We start from the raw sequence: 18,036 nt of genomic DNA on the forward strand, positions 1-18,036 counted from the left end.
CTATTCGGCTCGCTGTGCCATCAGATACTTACGGATCCGGTCGGCTGTATCAAGCGGGTCAGAACCAGACACCTGGCGGCATACGGAAAGCTGTGAAAGTAGGTGATGTGATTTGTCTGCGAAAGTCGTCCACAGCGCGTAACGAAGGGGTTGGCTCCCCGGAACGGGTGCAATACTGAGTGGTTTACCCTGTTTTTCAAAAAGCAAATATTGCCCCTCTTTCGCCCGCTGAAGCGAAAGATGTCCATACAGTTCCTGAATGTTTTCAAAGACACTCAATTCCTTACTCTCACTATCAAGCGCAAAAAATGGCCCCTGGCTGTCGGCAGCGAGCATTTCTCTAGTTTCAGTCTGAGCCGGTTTGTGGAACTTAATACTGCGGATAATTTCCTGATATTGATTATGATAATAATCGCTAAACTCGCCCGGGCAAGTACCGATATAACACACCATCTTTTGGCCGCCAGGATGGTCACCGAGCAAAATAACGGTCTGCCTCTGGAAAATGATCGCATTATCATTTTTGAATTGATAAAAAAGCTCAACCGCCGGGAGACCATCAACAGAGGTCATCTGCGAGGATTCGAGACGAAAGTCGGGCACCGTAATTTCCAGTTCACGTACCAAACGAGTTGCCGCATCATGGACTTTATCTTCGTTTTTAGCACTCGCACGAGAAACAACAAAAGTAAACTCGCTGGCTCCGTTATCACTCAGGGTAAATAAATTCATGGTTCTGTCTTTAAATACATCGGGTAAGGCAAGGGATGCTTCCTGAAGAATATATTCAGCCATTCGGGTTACTCTTACTTATTGCCATTAATAACAAAAAAACTATCCACTTCCTGCTGGATTTCACCCTGAAGGGATGCGCCAGGCGGATCGATGACATTTTGTCCATCATCAGGGTTCAAATGTAATTCGCCAGAAAGCGTATTAATTTGCGCATTCTGTTTCGCAGTAAAGTTAAAGTTATTACCAATGATATGGACGCTGCCGTCTTTTGATAGCTCGATGGCGCTTTCACCACATTCCAGTCTCAGCGTATTTCCTGCGGAAAGTATAAAATTATTAACGACTTTATCGTTTCGACTGTTCCCCGTCAGGCATACCACATCGCCTTTAATCCCTGATTTCTGATTTTTCGCTACCCGTAAGGTTTCATCTTCGCCAACAAACTGGGTTCGATTTTTTTCAGTAGAATGTGTTTCGTCGTTTTTGACGTTAATATCAAGATTGCGCTCGGCCTGGATCCATACCTGCTCTGCGCCCGCTTTATCCTCAAACCGCAGGGCGTTGGCATTGTCCACGGAACCGTCTTTCGTGCGGCTCATAAAACCCATCTGCGTCGCCGCAGCCGGCAGCGCCCACGGCGGCATGCTCGCGTCGTTGTACACGCGCCCGGTAATGATCGGACGGTCCGGGTCGCCGTTGATAAAGTCCACCACCACCTCATCGCCCACGCGCGGGATCTGCACCCCGCCGTAGCCCTGGCCCGCCCACGCGCTCGACACGCGCACCCAGCAGGAGCTGGTGTCATCGCCTTTCGCCAGACGGTCCCAGTGGAACTTCACCTTCACGCGACCGTATTTGTCCGTCCAGATACTCTCGCCCTTCGGCCCTACCACTTTCGCCGTCTGCGGGCCGTAGGTGCGCGGCCACGCCGTGGTCTGCGCCGGACGGTAGGCCACCGCCGACGGGATGACCGTAAAATCGGTACGGTGAATGGTCTCCCCCTCGCCGCTGGCATAGCGGTTCTCTTCGAGGTGGTAACCCGCGGCAGTGACCAGATACTCTCCGTTGTCGCTGAAGAACGGCGCGTTGGTTAAGGTGAAGGTGTGCCCGGGCGCAATCCCCGCCGCCGTGGCGGTGGCCTGAATCTGCTGGTGCTCAACCTGCCAGCGCTCCTGACGGATACGGGCATAGAACTCCCCGTGCCCTTTGTCCACAAAGCGCCCCGGCCAGTCGTACACGTCGATGCTGCCCGGCTTCGGCGATGCCGGGTTCTGCTGGGCCTGGAACAGCCACGCGTTCGGCTTGCGGAAGTCATAGTCGTCGAGGCTGTAAATCCCCGGCGTCACGCTGTCCTCCAGCGCCCACTGGCTGATGCCCTCTTCATCCGTACTGCCGCCGGACGGCGTCTGGTGGTAAGGAATAACCTCATAGCCGCTGAACGGCTGGTATTGCGTGGCGGCATCGGTCAGCACCAGGGTGTGCTTGTCCGCCTCATGGCGGAAGTGATACGCAATCCCCTCCAGCTCCATCAGGCGGCTGATGAAGTCCAGGCTCGACTCCTGATACTGCACGCAGTAGTCCCACACCCGGTAGCTGCCGGTGAGTTTGTCCTCAACGTTGACCTGATGCTCACCCAGCAGGGTTTTCACAATCTGCGGCACCGTCTGGCCCTGGAAAATACGCAGGTTACGGTCGCGCTTCATCGGCCACAGGTCCGGCTCCACCGTCAGCTGGTACACCGCATAGCGGGTGCCCGTCAGCTCAACGGCGCTGACCGCCACCCGGGTAATCTTGCCGTTTATATAGCGGGACGTCAGCAGATTCTGCGTCGGGATAGCCACCGTGACCGGCTGGCCCAGCAGCTTACTGCGGTCAATGCGCGCGTCCGTGCCGAGCACGGTCAGCGTCAGCGCGAACGACTCGGACATCGCCTCGCGGCCCGTCAGTTTCCAGAACAGAAGCCCCTCCACCGGGAGCTGAACGGTAATTCGGTTGAGCATAATCTTTATTCCATCTAGCTTATGCGATGCAGATAAGAGGTTCTGCATCTGTGATAAAGCGTCATTCAAGAAAGGGGCTTTTCCCTCTTGATCATCCAAAAAACAAGAGAGTAGATTTTCAGTGACTCTGATGTGACAAATAAACCTACATTCAACCAGATGTTTGAAAAATCAAACATACTTACTAAAAGAGGGAACAATGAGACCGAACATCTGAATGAAATCAAGCGAAATAATTCCTGAGCGAGTGCAAGTTTAACCGCTCCGATCTTTCGCTTGAAGAATAAACAGGCCGAAGTACACAAAGAGAGTAATAAAAGTAAGTCAAGCACAAAAAAAAGCATGACCAAAATGCTGAAACCATCACCTGCATAATAATGCAACGAATCACTAAACGCTTTTGCGTCAGAAATGAATGGAATTCTGTGCTGGCGAACTGAATTCACGCAATAAAGCAATATTGCGAGAAGATCCATACTTCCCCAGAAATACCATAGATGGCTATTTAAATGAGCGAGGTTGTTTTGTGTACGCCCGATATTATTATTTACAAAAATGGGGAGGCACATGTTGGCTTCAACTCAACTCTCCAGATTAGGGTTAAATTCAAAACGCATAAACAGGAGAGACAACCTTCTCACATTCCTTTGGATGTGAAGCCTCTGGCTTCGAAGATTGTACACTTCCATAGTATCTCCTGTTTATATTCCTACGGATTCACCAGCCAGGTGCCCGGCTTGGCAATATCCAGCGTCTGGCCACGCGTTCTTCCGTTGCCCTGCAGTTCAATCTTCGCCTCACCGGCTGGCAGCTTGAGCGATGCATAGCCGTTGGTTCCCGGGCGCAGCGCTTTTGGCTCGCCGTTTACTTTCAGCGTTTCGCCGTCGAGGATGCGGATATAGACCAACGCAACAGGGCTCGCGACAGGCGGTGGCGTCTGCTGTGCCGTCGCCGGTTCGCTTACCTTTGTCGTTTCTGGCTTCACATCTGGCGTGTTCGCGGCGGTTTCGGTTGGACGCGTCTCTGCCGGTGCCTGCGCAGCCTGCTCAGGCGCATCGTTACCGCCGCTGAACAGCATCGCGCCAGCGACAACGCCGACCAGCACGCCTGCGGCAACCATGCCCGGGATCCTGTAGCGACGCCAGTCGAGCAGCGACGCCGGTTTTTCGTCTTCCACCGGTACCAGCATCGTGCCGGGCTTTTTCGCCGTCAGCACGTCGTTAATCCCGGCGACCGGCATCTCTATCAGCGCGGCGAACTCATCGATGGACTGTGGACGGTCCTCCATGTGCAGCGCCAGCGCGCGGTCAATGGCCTGCAGCAGCGGAATGGAATAGCCCTGCGGCATGATTTCCACCAGCGGTTTGCAGGTATCCTGAATAGAACGCACCACGCTGACCGGCGGCGGAGAACCCACAATCAGGGTACGCAGCACGGCGCCGAGGGCGTAAATGTCCGTCCACGGGCCCTGCTCGCTTTCGTTGTCATCGGTGTACTGCTCAATCGGCGCAAAGCCCGGACGCAGCATGGTTTCCGTTTCGTCGGAAAGGTTACCAATGGTGCGGCGCGCGGAGCCGAAATCGAGCAGCACCGGCAGGCCGTTATCCTGGATCTGGATGTTATCCAGAGAGATGTCGCGGTGCAGGTAGCCTTCGTCGTGGATGGTCTTGATCGCGCCAAACAGCATCGGCAGCGTGCGGCGGATCCAGGCTTCGTTGATCAGCTCCGGCTTTTCTTCACGCAGGCGCGAAAGCGTGGTGCCGCTGTAAAACAGCGTCCCCATGTAGGCCGTGTCGTTTTGCACCCAGAAGCGCAGGACGTGCAGCAGGTTCGGGTGGTTAAAGCGCGCCAGCAGACGCGCTTCCTGAATGAAGCTGTTCAGGCCCGCGGAGAACGCTTTGCCAAAGCGCTCGCTGCGGAGCACCAGGGTCATGTCGTCGCCGCGTACGGCGAGCGAGGAAGGCATAAATTCTTTGATAGCGATAGTGCGTTCGAGCTGGTGATCCCACGCGCGATAGACAATGCCAAAACCGCCGCCGCCGATCACCTCTTTGATTTCAAACTCGTTGAAGCGGTACCCGACCGGGAGCGCGTTTGGGACAGTCCGATTGTTATCATTATCCGTCATCTTTTACAGTTCTCTTGATGATTATTACGCGGCAAACTGACAGTGAAACTCGCCCTGCTCGCAGGTGACGTGCAGACGTCGGTACTGTTCGTCGCTGCGGCTGGCGGTAAGTAAGATCTGGCTCATCTGAGGCAGCAGGGTGTTGGTCAGAATAGCATCCACCATGCGGCCGCCGGACTCCACCTCGGTGCAGCGCTGAACAATCTGTTCCACCACGCTGTCGTCAAACTCAGAAATAATGCTGTGATTCTCCTCCAGACGACGCTGAATACGCTTAAGCTGCAGGCGAACAATCTGCCCCAGCATCTCGTCGCTGAGCGGGTAGTACGGCACCACCAGCAGGCGGCCCAGCAGCGCCGGTGGGAACACCTCCAGCAGCGGCTGGCGCAGCGCGCCGCTTAAGGCCTCAGGCTCCGGCATGAGGTCCGGATCGGCGCACATGGCGCTAATCAGCTCGGTGCCGACGTTGGAGGTCAGAATAATAATGGTGTTGCGGAAATCAATGTGGCGCCCCTCGCCGTCTTCCATCCAGCCTTTGTCGAAGACCTGGAAGAAGATCTCGTGGACGTCCGGGTGCGCTTTCTCAATTTCGTCCAGCAGCACGACGCTGTATGGGCGGCGGCGGACGGCCTCGGTTAATACCCCGCCTTCACCATACCCTACGTACCCCGGAGGCGCACCTTTTAAGGTGGAGACGGTGTGCGCTTCCTGGAACTCGCTCATGTTGATGGTAATGACGTTCTGCTCGCCGCCGTACAGAGATTCGGCGAGCGCCAGCGCGGTTTCGGTTTTACCAACGCCGGACGGGCCGCACAGCATAAAGACGCCCACCGGCTTGTTCGGGTCGTCCAGCTTCGCCCGCGAAGTTTTCACGCGGCGGGCAATCAGGTCCAGACCGTGACGCTGGCCGATAACGCGCTGGTTCAGCGTGTCGGCAAGGTTGAGTACCGCGTCGATCTCGTTTTTCACCATCCGGCCCAGCGGGATCCCGGTCCAGTCAGAGACCACCGCAGCAACCACGTTTTCATCCACCGCGGCAAAGAGCAGCGGCTCGTCACCCTGTAAGGCGTTCAGCGCTAGCTGCTGTTCCGCCAGCTGGCCGCGCAGCTCGGCGGTATCTTCTTCGCCCGCCGCGAACAGCGCGGCGCGCAGGCGGATAATCTCCTGCACCAGGCTGCGCTCTTCTTCCCAGCGCCGGGACAGGGCTTCGCGTTTTGTCTCATACGCGTCTCGTTCGGCGCGTAATGCCGTGACGCGATCGGCATCACCGGCCCCCACGCGCGCTTCGCGTTCGGCAATCTCAATTTCCACATCCAGCGCGGCAAGATGGCGCAAGCAGTCTTCCAGCTGCGCAGGCGGTGCGCTCTGGCTGACCGCGACGCGGGCGCAGGCGGTGTCGAGCAGGGCCACGGCTTTGTCCGGCAGCTGACGCGCCGGAATGTAGCGATGAGACAGCTTCACCGCCGCGCTGACCGCTTCGTCGAGCAGCAACACCTGGTGATGCGTCTCCAGCGGCGACACGGTGCTGCGCAGCATCAGAATGGCTTTCGCTTCGTCCGGCTCGTGCACCTGCACCGTCTGGAAACGACGGGTCAGCGCCGGATCTTTCTCAATGTACTTTTTGTATTCTGCCCAGGTGGTGGCGCCGATGGTGCGCAGCTGGCCGCGCGCCAGGGCTGGCTTCAGCAGGTTCGCCGCATCGCCGGTCCCCTGCTGGCCGCCTGCGCCAATCAGGGTGTGGATCTCATCGATAAACAAAATGATCGGCGTGACGCTGGACTGGACTTCGTTAATGAGCGCCTGCAGACGGGCTTCAAACTCGCCTTTCATGCCTGCACCGGCCTGCAGCATACCGATATCCAGCAGCCACAGCTGAATGTTCTGCAGCGGCTCCGGCACGTCGCCGTCGGCGATACGCAGCGCCAACCCTTCCACCACCGCCGTTTTCCCGACTCCGGCTTCCCCGGTCAGCAGCGGGTTGTTCTGACGACGGCGCATCAGGATATCGACCATCTGGCGGATCTCCTCGTCGCGCCCGACGACCGGGTCAATCTTCCCTTCCCGGGCGCGGGCGGTCAGGTCCTGGCCATACTGGGCCAGCGTCCCCTGAGCAGCCGGTACTGCACCCGCCGGTGCGTCGACAGCGGCAGCGGCCTGCTGCGTCTCTTTGCTGTTGGCGCAGATGGTATCGAACTGCTCAATCAGCACCTCGACGTTAAGGCGGGTGAACTGCGCCGAAATGCTTTTCAGCACGTTGGCCAGGTTCCAGGTTTTGAGTATGCCGATCAGCAAATGGCCGCCGCGAATGCGGCTGACGCCAAACTTCAGCGAGCCGAAGACCCAGGCGCGCTCCACGGCGCTGTCGATATGCTCGGAGAGATCGGAAACGGAACTCGCCCCGCGCGGAAGCACATCCAGCGCGGCAATGATATCGCGCGTCAGCTGCTGCTCGTCGAGGGCAAAGTGGCGGATGACCTGCTGCAGATCGCCATCCTGCTGCTGCATCAGCTGATGCAGCCAGTGCACCAGCTCAACATAGGGGTTGCCGCGCAGCTTGCAGAACGCAGTGGCGCTTTCCAGAGAGGTAAATAACAGCGTATCCAGTTTGCCGAAAAGCACGGCACGGCTAATTTCTGACATGTTAGTTTCCATTAACAATGATTCGGTATACGGAAGGATTACCGCTCTGCGCGATACACCAGATCGCCGCGCGGGACAGGCTGCGGCTGAAGGCCCAGCCAGGTGTTATAGCCTAATCGCCCATGACTGCCGAGCGTGGCGCCCTGCACCGCGTCTGCGCGCAGGATCACCCGCGTTTCCCATTCAAACTCCACGCCGGCGTACTGACGCACCCAGTCGCGCAGCTCGGTGACCCACGCTTCACCCGGCAGAAAGCGGTTGTACTCCTCCGCGCTCAGCGGGCCAATCTCGATGCGAAACTTATGCTGCACGTCGCGGACGGCGACGCCGAGAAAGGCGGACTCACCCATGCGCGGCATGCGGCGTCCTTCCCCAAGCTGCGCCTGCTCGCGCGTGGAGAGCGGCATCCACTGCGGCACGTTGCTGACCAGTTTGACCGGCGCCTTAAAATAGCTGCGCAGGATCTTCTCCAGCCCCTCCGGATCCCGCCCGTGACGGGTCAGGTGCCCGGCGTGGGTAAAGCGCGCGTGTGAGCTCAGGCTGCCGTTGTCCATCTGACCCGGCTGGCCCATACCAATCAGCGACGCCAGATAGCCCTCAAAGCGCTTGTTATCGGCACGGTCCAGCGAGACGGTGGGCTGCGCATCCGCCCAGGCGCGGTAAAACAGCAGCGCCAGACGATGGTGGAACAGATCGGCAAACGCGCTCAGGCTGGTGTCCTGATGATGATAAATACGCTCGCGGGCGTACTCGGTCATGTGGACCGGCAGCGGGCCGTTCGGGCCAAACAGGCCGAAACTGAGGATAGAGACCTCATGCAGCCCGCTCTCTTCCCGCTGACGCACCCTGGCCAGCGTCGACGGGGCAAAACTCATCGACGGCTGCTGGCCGATGCGCAGCGGTTCAAATTTTGGCAGCGGCGCGCGGCCCAGCGGATAGCGCTCGCCGCCCTGGGCATCAATGCGCCTTAACAGCTGAAACAGATCGTAGCGCCAGGGCGTCTCACAAACGCCGTGCCAGAACGCATCCGGCAGCTTCGTCAGGCGATGCACGCGCAGCGGTGCAGTGGCGGCGTCACTCATATCAGCGCCCTTTTACCCATGCGCGGCGCCCAGTAGCCAATCTCGCCGCGCTGCTGACTTTTCAGGGTGAACTCGGTGAAGCTGTTGATAGAGACCAGACGGGCAAAGAGGCGCTCCATCACGCTGCCGAAGAGCCACGGACTGGCCCCCGAAAAGGCTCGCTCATCCACCGTCAGGGTAATGCCGATCCCGCGGGCGAACACCACCGGGCCGGGTTCAGGCACGCGGCGGTGAACCGGCTCCAGCACGCAGTGGCGAACGCCCTCCACCTGACGCGCCACGGGCGTTTCGGCCAGGTTGGCGTACAGCCCTAACAGCTGGCGCAGCGCGGCAGCCCCCTCCTCATTGTCACTGTCCATCAGGCTGAGGTAGTTCATCTGCAGCTGGCTGATAAGCCGCCAGGTGCTGAACCCTTCTGCCAGCGCCGGACGCGGCGGCGTCGGCCCTTTACGCAGGGTGAGGGATTTCACCGGCATGGAGTCAGCCATAATGAACTCCCCGAGCTCCTGCTGCAGCATCAGCGGCAGGTCACGGCTGGTGCAGAGCACCTCCGCAGAGATATAGCGCAGATTTTCCTGCCACGGCGCGTGCTGTTCATCCACCAGCGAGACGAAGACCTCCGAGCCGATATAGCCGGTACGGGTGCCGTAGCGCAGCGCGTGCTCGGACAGCACGCGCTGCTCGCGTCGCAGGGAAAAATAGGCCCCGTAGTTGCCCGCATCGCCGCTCCAGGTGCTCCAGAACGGACGAAACGTCTGGTCATCACGCTGGCCGTCCGCGCTGCCATAGATTTTTTTTACCGCGTAGATTTCATAATCCAGCGGACGGATGTTATCGACCACCAGATGGTATTCATGCTGACCGTCATTTAGCTTCTGCCGCGCCGCAACTTTCGGGAACAGGTTGATGACCGGCGTGCAGTGCAGCGCCAGATGGCTGGCATCGACCACGCGCTCCAGCTGTTCATCCGACTTATCCAGCAGGATGAAGATGTCGAAGGCTTTTTCACCTTCACAGCGCTGGATGAGCGTGCTCAGGCCGCTGAGGCTAATGAAGCGGAAACGGGCCGGAAACGCGAAATACTCCTGCAGCAGGCGATAGCCGTCAAAGTTACGCAGATCGTCCGGCAGCAGCGCCTGGTCAGGCTCAAATCCCTCCTGGCGCAGCGCATCCGTTGCCAGCAGCTGCCGCTGCGGCTGCGGGCTGACCGTCTGACAGACGATCCCGGCGTGGTGCTCCATCACCAGCTCCAGCAGCTTCAGCGCCTCGATATCCGGACCGGCGAGGAAAAACTCAAGACGGTCAAAATCCAGGTGCCCGAGATGTTGCGGGCCGTCGCAGGCGATGCGGATCCGCAGGGCGCTGCCGATCCCCCGCTGGCTCAAACCCAGCTGTGCGAGCGGCAAATCGGCGGGGACTCCGCCCAGCTCGACCTTGTCGATTTTCAGCGGCAGCAGGTTGACCTCGTGCGCCGTGGTATAGCTGCAGGTCACGCCGGTTTTTTTCAGCGCCAGGCTGTCCATCATGGTGCCGCGCGGCACGATGAAGCCCTTGCTCAGGTCGCCCCGGCTGCTGTCGGGCTGAATCTCCGCAATCGCCATCGACGGCGTGGGCGCAAGATAGTTTGGCGCAATCATCTCCAGCAGACGCTGGGAGAAGCGCGGAAACTCCGCGTCCATTTTCATCTGCACGCGGGAGGTCAGGAAGGCGAACCCTTCCATCAGACGTTCGGTATATGGGTCCGCCACGTCGATGCCGCGCATGCCCAGCCGTCCGGCGACTTTCGGGTAGCGTTCGGCAAACTCGGCCCCCATTTCGCGCAGGTAGGCCAGCTCACGGTTGTAGTATTCGAGCAGTTTACTTTCCATGATTACCCCGCATCTTTCAGTTCAAAATGGCCGTTTTCCAGATCGACATCGGTGCGAAACAGAAACTCCAGCGGGTACGGCACGCACCATAAACGCCCTTTGATCTCGATGGAGAGCACGTTGTGCAGATCCAGCGAGGAGGTATCCGACACGCAGCGGACCTGCAGCCCCTGCGGCAAAATGCGTGGTTCAAAATTGATGATGGCCTCGGTGAGCTTGCGCTGAATGTCGTGCCATTCGATGTCCGACATTCTTTTCCCGGCCAGGGGCGCGACGCCGAAGTTAACCACCGAGCGGCTCACGTGCGGTAGCGCGCTTAAATCGCCGGAGGCATCGTGGTTGATGGTATTAAACAGCCACTGCAAATCGCGCAGCACATTGCGGCGCAGGGCGGCGTGGGTGATCAGATTGCTGTTGGCCGACTCACGCTTTTTTTCCGGGTCGTTATCAGTGAGGCGATCGAGCAGCGAGGGCTGCATTTTGTCGCGCGCCCCCACCTTCTCCTGCTTGCTGCGGGCTTGCCAGCCGCTGCGCAGCAGATCGCCTTCGCCAGCGGGATTACTCATCGGCTCCATCCGTCGCAAACGTCACGAGGCTTAAGGACAGCAGCGGGCTTTCGCTTTGCTCGCTCAGCCAGGCCTTCTGGCCCTGGCCTTCATAGAGCGTGCCGTCAGTATCGAGCGGGTGCCAGTCGGTGGTCCGCCCCAGTTTGACCGCATCGGAAGCATCGGCGGCAAACGGGTAACGCGCCGGGATCTGGCACACCTGCTCCGTCCCGTCCGTCAGGCGCACCAGCGCGTGACGCCAGACCAGGTCGGTCACGCTGGCAGGTGCCTGGAAACGGATCTCCGCGATAGCGTTAAACGGCAGCCAGAAATAGCGGCCGTTGACGATGGTTTCGCATACCGGGCCGAGACGGGCATCGCCGTCCATCAGCCAGTCAAAAGCCTGCGTCTCCTCGTTTTCGAGGGTAATCTGGCCGGGGGTGGCCTGCGCCTGTTCAAGGGCTTCCAGACGCAGCGCCTGCGCGCGCTCACCCTCCTCGCTCAGCGCCGCCGCAAGGGTGGTTAGCCACGGCCACTGGGTTTCAGGCATCGCCGGACGCGCCTGTCCCGCCATCACCTGCGCGCGCTGCAGCTCGCCCTGAATGGACTGCTCCAGCAGCGTGACGGTGGGTTTCGCCTGCGGCTTCAGCGCCAGCCAGCTTTTCAGCTGGGTCAGTGCGCGCGTCCAGTTGCCGCTCAGGGTTAAAAACTGCACGAACGCGGCGCGGAGGTCGGCATCCGCCGGACGAGATTTGATGTCTGCTTCCAGACGCGCGAGCGCGTCGTTGAGCGACTCACCCGCCAGGTGTTGATAGAGCGTATTCATCGCCATTCCTTAATTTGCCGCGCGCCATGCGCCAACGGCCGGATCGCGCAGCTGAGGACGCAGGGTGTCAATCAGCACGATATTCAGCGGGGTGCCGGGTGCCACCCAGGCGCTCCAGGTTTTTTTCACCGCCGCGATACGCGCCTGCAGTTTTGCATCGTCGCTGGCGGTTTCACGGGAGATCTCCACCGCGACGGTGCCGTTGCTCTTCCAGCTGTTCAGGGCGCTGTCGTAAGGCAGGATCATCCAGCTCTGGTCGCTGTTTGGGGTGCTGAATACCATGCGCTCTTTGTTGACGGAGGTGATCAGCGCGTTTTCCGGGTCGGCGCTCTGATTCAGCCCGGTGACCGGGAAGCCATGAATATACGTTACCGCCATCTCTTTCTGCCCGCCGTTGCGGGACTGCGACACAACGGTGTGTCCGCTCAGCCAACTGCCGTTGCCGCAGCGGGTGGTGTCAGAATCCGGAATGAAAAGCGCCGGTGCAGAGGCGCCCCCTTCCCAGAAGGTGCGCAGGTGGCAGCCGTCCTGCAGGGTAAACTCCTGCCACGGCGTACGGTCGGCGGCAACGGTGCGGGAAGCCACGTTCTGATCGGGCGGCAGTAACGCGCCGCTGGCTGGGGTGGCGGTGACGGTCGTAGCAGGCGCGGCCTGCTCCTGTTTCACCACCAGCGCCCAGTCCTGCGCTTTGCCTGCCGTGCCCTGTGCCAGCGTGGTACCCGCCGGATCGTTGAGCGTCCAGCTGAGTTTATTGACTTTGCTGCACTGGTGTTCCAGCAGCGCGCCAAGACGCGGCACAAAGTTCTCCAGCACGGAGACGTCTTTCTTGCCGTTCGCCACAATGCGCAGCGCCACCTCAGGCTTACACCAGCTCTGCGGCGTGTTGTCTTTGATGTTGTCGATCCAGATATCCAGCTTCTGCGCAGGAGACTGCACGATGCGGAAATTTTCAGCCTGCGCGGTAGAGGTCGCCGCCAGAAGTGCCAAACCCGATAGCCAAAGTTTCATATCGTTCCTTGTGTGTCTAATCAGTTCCGCAGGGAAGAAATTGTGCTGCGTCAGAGAGGGTGTGCAGCAAAGTGGTGTCCTGAGGGTTGCCCATCCATACCGCCAGGGCAGTATAGTTATCCTGGGCATTCCCCTCCTGCTCGCCATTCTTTTGAATGATTTGGTTCATTAAGGTCAGCCACTCCTGCGGCGTATTCACCATATGCAGCGACTGCTTCATTTGCTCTTCGCTGACGCCGTGCCAGAACCCGTCGGTGCAGAGTAAAAAGGCATCACCGTCTTCAACCTGCACCACGTCGCTATAGCTCGCTTCCGGCCCGCCGTTTTCAATTCCCAGCGCCAGATAGAGCAAATTGCTGTTCAGGTTGTCGGTCTGGTGCCCGGCATCTTTCATCTGCTGCACCAGGCTGTGGTCGGTGGTCACATGCCACAGCCATCCCCGGCGGAACAGGTACAGGCGGCTGTCTCCGGCATGGGCCCAGTAGGCCAGCCCGTAATCACGGTCAATGAACAGGCTAACCAGCGTCGTGCCCATCCGGCGATAGTCCTGAACGGCCTGCTGTTCGTTGAGAATAGTGCGATTCGCCGTCTGCACGTAGTCGCGAATATGCTGCGCATTAAGATGTTTGTCGCCATCAAAGCGGGAGATAATGCTGTTGCGGGCCAGCGCGGCGGCCACTTCGCCGCCCGGCAGCCCCGCGATGCCGTCGCAGACGACAAAGCAGGCTGAACGTTCCCCAATGGTTTCTCCCGTCTGATCCTGGTTGCTGGCGCGCGTCCCCTGGCGGGAGAGAGAAGCCGTTGCGATATTCATTTGTCTTCCGATCCGCTCTGTGAGTCTTTGTACTGATTGACCTCCATGTCATACGCATGAAGGAAGGCCTCGCCGAACAGGGTGTGGAAGTCGTCCTCAATCTCGCCCGCCGTCTCGCCATAGCTGCGAACAAAGTAGTCCCACAGGGCGGCTTTGCGGCTGCCCGGCAGCGCCAGACGCGAGGTCATGCCGTTCTGCTTCGCCTGCTCTTCCAGCTGTTCCGGGTTAAAGGACTGCAGCATCGCGGCAATAATGGCGCGGATGCCGGAGATCATGCCCAGCTGGTGCGCCTGCAGGTCGATCAGCGCGTCGCGCACGGATTTGGTTGGCGGCATAAAGCCCGGCATCGGGGTGCCGAACATCTGGATTAACACGGTTTTGCCGGTCGGCAACAGCTTGAACGGGTTGTTGGCATCGTCCAGCACCATGGTCATGTCGGCTTTTACGCCGCGCTTGAGAATGGAGCGCGAGGAGAGCAGCGCCACGGTCCCCTGAGAGAACATGCCGAGGATCTGCCCCAGCTGACGCATATTTTCACGGTCAAACTGCGGAACGGGCTGCATTTCGCTGAGTCCCATCCCCTCCAGCAGCGCCTCCAGCAGCTCGCCCTGCAGCACTTCGCCCTTCTCACCGCTGTTTGCCGTGGCGGCTGGGGCGGCGGCGTTATTGACCGGATCGATGCGCAGGCGGCCCTTCGGGGCCTGAGCGCTGCTGCGCGCAACGGCCTGTGGCGTCGGCATCGTGAAGCCAGCGTAATCCGGTCGCGCGGGTTCTTCTTCAGCACGCGGTTCCTCCTGCGGCTCAGGGGCGAACAGCGGAGAATCGGCCAGCGCGTCCTCTTCCTGCTCAGGTTCCGGCACGGGGGCTGGCTTCTCGTTAATCACGTCATCCGGATGGGTTAACGGCGCGCCGCCCATCAGCCCGAGCGGGTCGTCATTACGCGCGGCTGGCGCGCTGGACTTACCGCCAAACAGGGCCAGCGGATCGAGCTCATCCGTCCCCTCTTCGTTCGGGGCTGGCTGGGTCTCAACCGGTGGCACCAGCGTGGAAGGCGTAACGTCGTCAAAAATGCTCTCTTTTTTAAACAGCGCTTCGTCGCTGAACAGCGAGTCCGGATCGACATGCTTACGTTCGAGCGTGGGATCGCTGTCGTTGAACATCGCCAGCGGATCTTCGGCGTTACGCTCCGGGGCTGCAGGCTGGGAGAACGGATCGTGCGATGCCGCAGGCTGCGGTTTTGTACGGTTGCTGGAGATGCTGTCGGAGATGGAAAACTCCTGCATCAGGCTATCCCAGATCTCCGTTGGCACGGCGGTCGGCTCGGCTTTTCCACGGGGTGCGGCACTCGCCGGTTTCGGCTGCTGCGCAGGCGCAGGAGCCACGGTCGGACGCGCCTGCTGGTGCAGGCTGGCCGCCATGCGGCTCACGGGCTGGGTATCGTGGATCAGCTCGGTCACTTCGATACGGTAGTCATCAATACCGAGAATGTCGCCATCCTGCAGCTCAACCTGGCGTCCTCGCTCCAGCGGAATGTCATTTAATACCACGCGGGTAACGCTGCCACGGTTGGTGACGCGGCATTCGCCCTGAGCGTCCACGTGAACAATGGCCTGCAGACGAGAGATGGTGCGGTCATTGTCCGGCAATACCAGATTGTTATCCGTACCGCGCCCAATGGTGCCGCCCGGGGCGTAAAAATCACAGCTGCTTTGCGGCGGCTGATGACCGGGTTTCGTAGAAATAATCGTGAATCGCATGGCGTATTCCTGCTGGTATGATTAGCGCTCAAACGCTGCCGCTCTCGGGGCGAGAACGGCGGCGTTTGGGTGATAACACATTCTATTCGGTCTGAGAGATCGTAAATTGGCCCGAAGCATTTTCTTCCAGAGTGAATCGCGCGGCATAACGAACAGAATCGTTTTTAGCCGACACTGTCTGTGCCACATCATATTCTCCGGTTTGCCACGCGATACCACGCCACTGGTTGCACTGCTGAGTATTTAACGTCACTACAGGGCTATATGTTGACGGCGGCGATATCGTTTTCCATTCATTTCCCGCTCGTTTCATAATGGTGGGTGAATGGCTGGTGACCGGCGCTTCTAACCCGGAATTAGCAGGGATAGCAAAGCAGGGTTCATTATTTTTCAGCGTTACCGAAAGCGACTGATATTGTTCTGGATGAGACAAACAGGCGCTGACCATTAACGTGACTGCAAACACACCGAATAACTTTTGCATAATCATGCCCGCCAATCCTGAGGGCTCTTGAGGTTGATAATGACCGGGGAAAACTCCCCGGCCACATGCGCAATTACGCTTCTTTGTTCTCTTTGATGTTCCAGCCAGCGCTGCTTTCAGCACCTTTACCACCCGACGTGGTCTGCTCCCAGTACTGCTGTTTCACTTTCGCAGCCTGGAATGCATAGGTCACACCAACGGTATCGCCGTTGTCAGCACCGGTATACTGCACAGAGGTCACCAGCACATCTTCCAGCGTGATGCGGGAGTATTCCACCTGCTGGCCGCCCGCTTTACAAACGGACAGCTCAACTTTGGTCAGGTGTTTACCGCTGGCGCAGTGTTTCAGGATAGCGGTGGTGGATTTGTCGATCAGCGCGTTAACGTGCAGGTCGTTAAAGTTAACTTTACCGGCACCGCCGCCACCGCCAACGCTCATATTACCTGGCTGGGAAGCGCCCCAGGAGAAGGAGGTAATATCAGTCCAGCCGGTGTGGTTAGAATCTTTAGATTCGCCCGTAACACCCTCGACCTTCAGAAACATATCAATAGCCATAATATCTACTCTTCGTGGATGAACAATATTGCTTTCGAAAAAGCACTTATATGGCAAACAGGAAAGCATGGGGCTGAATAAAACCGTCCATATTTTACCTCTGCCTCACATCAAATGACCCGTGTCATTTGACAGTCTTACATTCCCCCGGAATAAATGGAAAGAATGTGAAGTCTTTTACTATTGTGGATTATCCTGAATCCAGGTGCGGTCAGGATTTCCGATGATTAATTGAGGAACAAGTTTATTAAGTTCGTTACTATGATAAAGACGCAGACAATTTAACGTGACACCTTTTACGTCGGGCTTTCGCTCAGCATGAAACCCGTTAATGTGATCTTTATATTTTCCAATGAGCGCATCCATTTTCTCAGTGCCATTTTCAGCATCAAAAGGTATCCACTCAATGAATGCACTCGCAATGCGAGCGGCGTCAGCAGAAAACTGGCTGCCTTTATCTGCCACCTGCGCAAGGCAGCGCGCAAGGACAAAATCTTTAACTACCTGCCGGTATGTTTGCTGCTGATAAAAATCAACGTATGGGTTATCGCCGCGAGCAGAAAAACATAAGCAAGCGAGCAAAAGAAATGCTGTCTTTAGCTGCCTGGATGAAATTATTTTAATTCCCAAAACCAGATTTCCTGACAGTACGGAAAGCAATCGGAGTTACATATAAACGAATTATTACTCAGAGGCTCGATAAGGTCGATATGACCACCGCCATACCCATCAATTTTATTGAAGAAAACAACGCCTTTTCGGCCCAACATCGATCGCGCACCCGCCTCGCGATCGGTAAAGATTTCTGCCTTGCCAAACACATGTGATTTATAAAGTTGATCTGCAAGTAATTTTGCGCCGGGTTCGATTGTTTTTCCTTTATAGGGGCCCGACTTTATGGGTAAACGCCCTGTGAATTCAACATTACATTTTAACAATGCCAGACTCATTCTTACCGCACAGGTATTTTCGTATGCCGGTTGCTGCTTGATAATCGTTGAATAATCATAGCCAATTTCTGAGAAGACCTGTTCACCCGAGGCAAAACCCGCACGGGTATGATTTGAAGAGTAATGCTGACGTTTTAGTTGTTCGTATAATGGTCTCATTTATCACTCTCCTTTTTGCACGGGCGTAATTCTTTCATTCCGTCAATGATGATTTTTGAAGCGCGTTCCTCGCCTTGCTGTTTCGATAAGTTCGCAAAACGAGAATAGAGAAACTCATGTAGCGTATTTGGCAAAAAAGGCCTGCCCTTGCACCATGCCGTGCCCTCAGACGCGTCGACTACGCCGAGAAGATACATATTTGCCTTGATGCGTTCACGTTCATTCGTTTTCGACAGCCAGGCTTTAGCGAAACGATCTGCACTCAAATTTAAATCGTATCCCGTTAACAACGTCGGATCGCGTTGGAAGTTTGATGTGTCATCCTGAGGCAACGCTTCAGCTTGAGGGTATTTATAATTTCCGACGTCCGCGCTTGCCAGAGTAGAAACTGCCAGCAAACTGGTTGCGATCAAAAGTCTATGTTTCACCGTATATCCTTATTCACTGACAGAAATAAGTTAAGCTTTTACGCACAAATGGCCGG

General features: G+C 57.7%; 17 protein-coding genes. All 17 read right to left on the reverse strand.

The features are described 5' to 3' along the window. A complete protein-coding gene (locus ACEPLT_RS13205; RefSeq protein ID WP_008503526.1) occupies positions 1-795 on the reverse strand; it encodes a DcrB-related protein in 795 nt (264 codons plus the stop codon). A gap of 11 nt (positions 796-806) precedes the next feature. Next, the gene (locus ACEPLT_RS13210) at positions 807-2,735 is read right to left on the reverse strand and encodes a type VI secretion system Vgr family protein (RefSeq protein WP_447088266.1); all 1,929 of its coding nucleotides are present in this window, start codon (positions 2,733-2,735) and stop codon (positions 807-809) included. Between the two features lie 65 nt (positions 2,736-2,800). Continuing rightward, a complete protein-coding gene (locus ACEPLT_RS13215; RefSeq protein ID WP_223825724.1) occupies positions 2,801-3,211 on the reverse strand; it encodes a hypothetical protein in 411 nt (136 codons plus the stop codon). A gap of 233 nt (positions 3,212-3,444) precedes the next feature. Continuing rightward, positions 3,445-4,863, reverse strand: a complete 1,419-nt coding sequence (locus ACEPLT_RS13220; RefSeq protein WP_232927514.1) for a serine/threonine protein kinase — start codon at positions 4,861-4,863, stop codon at positions 3,445-3,447. Positions 4,864-4,887: 24 nt separating this feature from the next. Then, entirely contained in the window at positions 4,888-7,503 is a 2,616-nt protein-coding gene (tssH, locus tag ACEPLT_RS13225) for a type VI secretion system ATPase TssH (protein WP_232927512.1), read from the reverse strand. 38 nt (positions 7,504-7,541) lie between these two features. Next, positions 7,542-8,585, reverse strand: a complete 1,044-nt coding sequence (gene tssG / locus ACEPLT_RS13230; RefSeq protein ID WP_070533150.1) for a type VI secretion system baseplate subunit TssG — start codon at positions 8,583-8,585, stop codon at positions 7,542-7,544. Beyond that, positions 8,582-10,453 carry a type VI secretion system baseplate subunit TssF gene (tssF, locus tag ACEPLT_RS13235; RefSeq protein WP_070533152.1) on the reverse strand — a complete coding sequence of 624 codons (1,872 nt, stop codon included), beginning with the start codon at positions 10,451-10,453 and terminating at the stop codon, positions 8,582-8,584. The genes tssG and tssF overlap by 4 nt, the downstream gene beginning before the upstream one ends. Before the next feature lie 2 nt (positions 10,454-10,455). Further along, positions 10,456-11,019 (reverse strand): type VI secretion system baseplate subunit TssE, encoded by a 564-nt coding sequence (tssE, locus tag ACEPLT_RS13240; RefSeq protein ID WP_024909842.1) that lies wholly within the window; start codon positions 11,017-11,019, stop codon positions 10,456-10,458. Next, the gene (locus ACEPLT_RS13245) at positions 11,012-11,824 is read right to left on the reverse strand and encodes a type VI secretion system accessory protein TagJ (RefSeq protein ID WP_070533154.1); all 813 of its coding nucleotides are present in this window, start codon (positions 11,822-11,824) and stop codon (positions 11,012-11,014) included. The genes tssE and ACEPLT_RS13245 overlap by 8 nt, the downstream gene beginning before the upstream one ends. 9 nt (positions 11,825-11,833) lie before the next feature. Continuing rightward, positions 11,834-12,832, reverse strand: a complete 999-nt coding sequence (locus ACEPLT_RS13250; protein ID WP_232927509.1) for a hypothetical protein — start codon at positions 12,830-12,832, stop codon at positions 11,834-11,836. 16 nt (positions 12,833-12,848) lie between these two features. After that, a complete protein-coding gene (locus ACEPLT_RS13255) occupies positions 12,849-13,646 on the reverse strand; it encodes a PP2C family protein-serine/threonine phosphatase (RefSeq protein ID WP_232927508.1) in 798 nt (265 codons plus the stop codon). Then, positions 13,643-15,403 (reverse strand): type VI secretion system-associated FHA domain protein TagH, encoded by a 1,761-nt coding sequence (gene tagH, locus ACEPLT_RS13260; RefSeq protein ID WP_008502638.1) that lies wholly within the window; start codon positions 15,401-15,403, stop codon positions 13,643-13,645. Before tagH ends, ACEPLT_RS13255 begins: the two co-directional genes overlap by 4 nt. An 82-nt stretch (positions 15,404-15,485) precedes the next feature. Then, on the reverse strand, positions 15,486-15,893 hold the full coding sequence (locus tag ACEPLT_RS13265) for a putative T6SS immunity periplasmic lipoprotein (RefSeq protein ID WP_023344386.1): 408 nt from the start codon (positions 15,891-15,893) through the stop codon (positions 15,486-15,488). Positions 15,894-15,960: 67 nt separating this feature from the next. After that, positions 15,961-16,443, reverse strand: a complete 483-nt coding sequence (locus ACEPLT_RS13270; RefSeq protein WP_008502640.1) for an Hcp family type VI secretion system effector — start codon at positions 16,441-16,443, stop codon at positions 15,961-15,963. Positions 16,444-16,623: 180 nt separating this feature from the next. Further along, the gene (locus ACEPLT_RS13275) at positions 16,624-17,073 is read right to left on the reverse strand and encodes a T6SS amidase immunity protein Tai4 family protein (protein WP_232927506.1); all 450 of its coding nucleotides are present in this window, start codon (positions 17,071-17,073) and stop codon (positions 16,624-16,626) included. Continuing rightward, positions 17,058-17,552 carry a T6SS effector amidase Tae4 family protein gene (locus ACEPLT_RS13280; RefSeq protein ID WP_021240383.1) on the reverse strand — a complete coding sequence of 165 codons (495 nt, stop codon included), beginning with the start codon at positions 17,550-17,552 and terminating at the stop codon, positions 17,058-17,060. Before ACEPLT_RS13280 ends, ACEPLT_RS13275 begins: the two co-directional genes overlap by 16 nt. After that, positions 17,549-17,980 carry a Rap1a/Tai family immunity protein gene (locus ACEPLT_RS13285; protein WP_232927505.1) on the reverse strand — a complete coding sequence of 144 codons (432 nt, stop codon included), beginning with the start codon at positions 17,978-17,980 and terminating at the stop codon, positions 17,549-17,551. Before ACEPLT_RS13285 ends, ACEPLT_RS13280 begins: the two co-directional genes overlap by 4 nt. Between the last annotated feature and the right edge of the window lie 56 nt (positions 17,981-18,036).

This window comes from Enterobacter sp. fkY84-1, from assembly GCF_052974705.1.

Bases quoted from the DNA above. Each gene is read 5' to 3' on its own strand.
- ACEPLT_RS13205 (WP_008503526.1), bottom strand. From the start codon at position 795: ATGGCTGAATATATTCTTCAGGAAGCATCCCTTGCCTTACCCGATGTA.
- ACEPLT_RS13210 (WP_447088266.1), bottom strand. From the start codon at position 2,735: ATGCTCAACCGAATTACCGTTCAGCTCCCGGTGGAGGGGCTTCTGTTC.
- ACEPLT_RS13215 (WP_223825724.1), bottom strand. From the start codon at position 3,211: ATGGATCTTCTCGCAATATTGCTTTATTGCGTGAATTCAGTTCGCCAG.
- ACEPLT_RS13220 (WP_232927514.1), bottom strand. From the start codon at position 4,863: ATGACGGATAATGATAACAATCGGACTGTCCCAAACGCGCTCCCGGTC.
- tssH (WP_232927512.1), bottom strand. From the start codon at position 7,503: ATGTCAGAAATTAGCCGTGCCGTGCTTTTCGGCAAACTGGATACGCTG.
- tssG (WP_070533150.1), bottom strand. From the start codon at position 8,585: ATGAGTGACGCCGCCACTGCACCGCTGCGCGTGCATCGCCTGACGAAG.
- tssF (WP_070533152.1), bottom strand. From the start codon at position 10,453: ATGGAAAGTAAACTGCTCGAATACTACAACCGTGAGCTGGCCTACCTG.
- tssE (WP_024909842.1), bottom strand. From the start codon at position 11,019: ATGAGTAATCCCGCTGGCGAAGGCGATCTGCTGCGCAGCGGCTGGCAA.
- ACEPLT_RS13245 (WP_070533154.1), bottom strand. From the start codon at position 11,824: ATGAATACGCTCTATCAACACCTGGCGGGTGAGTCGCTCAACGACGCG.
- ACEPLT_RS13250 (WP_232927509.1), bottom strand. From the start codon at position 12,832: ATGAAACTTTGGCTATCGGGTTTGGCACTTCTGGCGGCGACCTCTACC.
- ACEPLT_RS13255 (WP_232927508.1), bottom strand. From the start codon at position 13,646: ATGAATATCGCAACGGCTTCTCTCTCCCGCCAGGGGACGCGCGCCAGC.
- tagH (WP_008502638.1), bottom strand. From the start codon at position 15,403: ATGCGATTCACGATTATTTCTACGAAACCCGGTCATCAGCCGCCGCAA.
- ACEPLT_RS13265 (WP_023344386.1), bottom strand. From the start codon at position 15,893: ATGATTATGCAAAAGTTATTCGGTGTGTTTGCAGTCACGTTAATGGTC.
- ACEPLT_RS13270 (WP_008502640.1), bottom strand. From the start codon at position 16,443: ATGGCTATTGATATGTTTCTGAAGGTCGAGGGTGTTACGGGCGAATCT.
- ACEPLT_RS13280 (WP_021240383.1), bottom strand. From the start codon at position 17,552: ATGAGACCATTATACGAACAACTAAAACGTCAGCATTACTCTTCAAAT.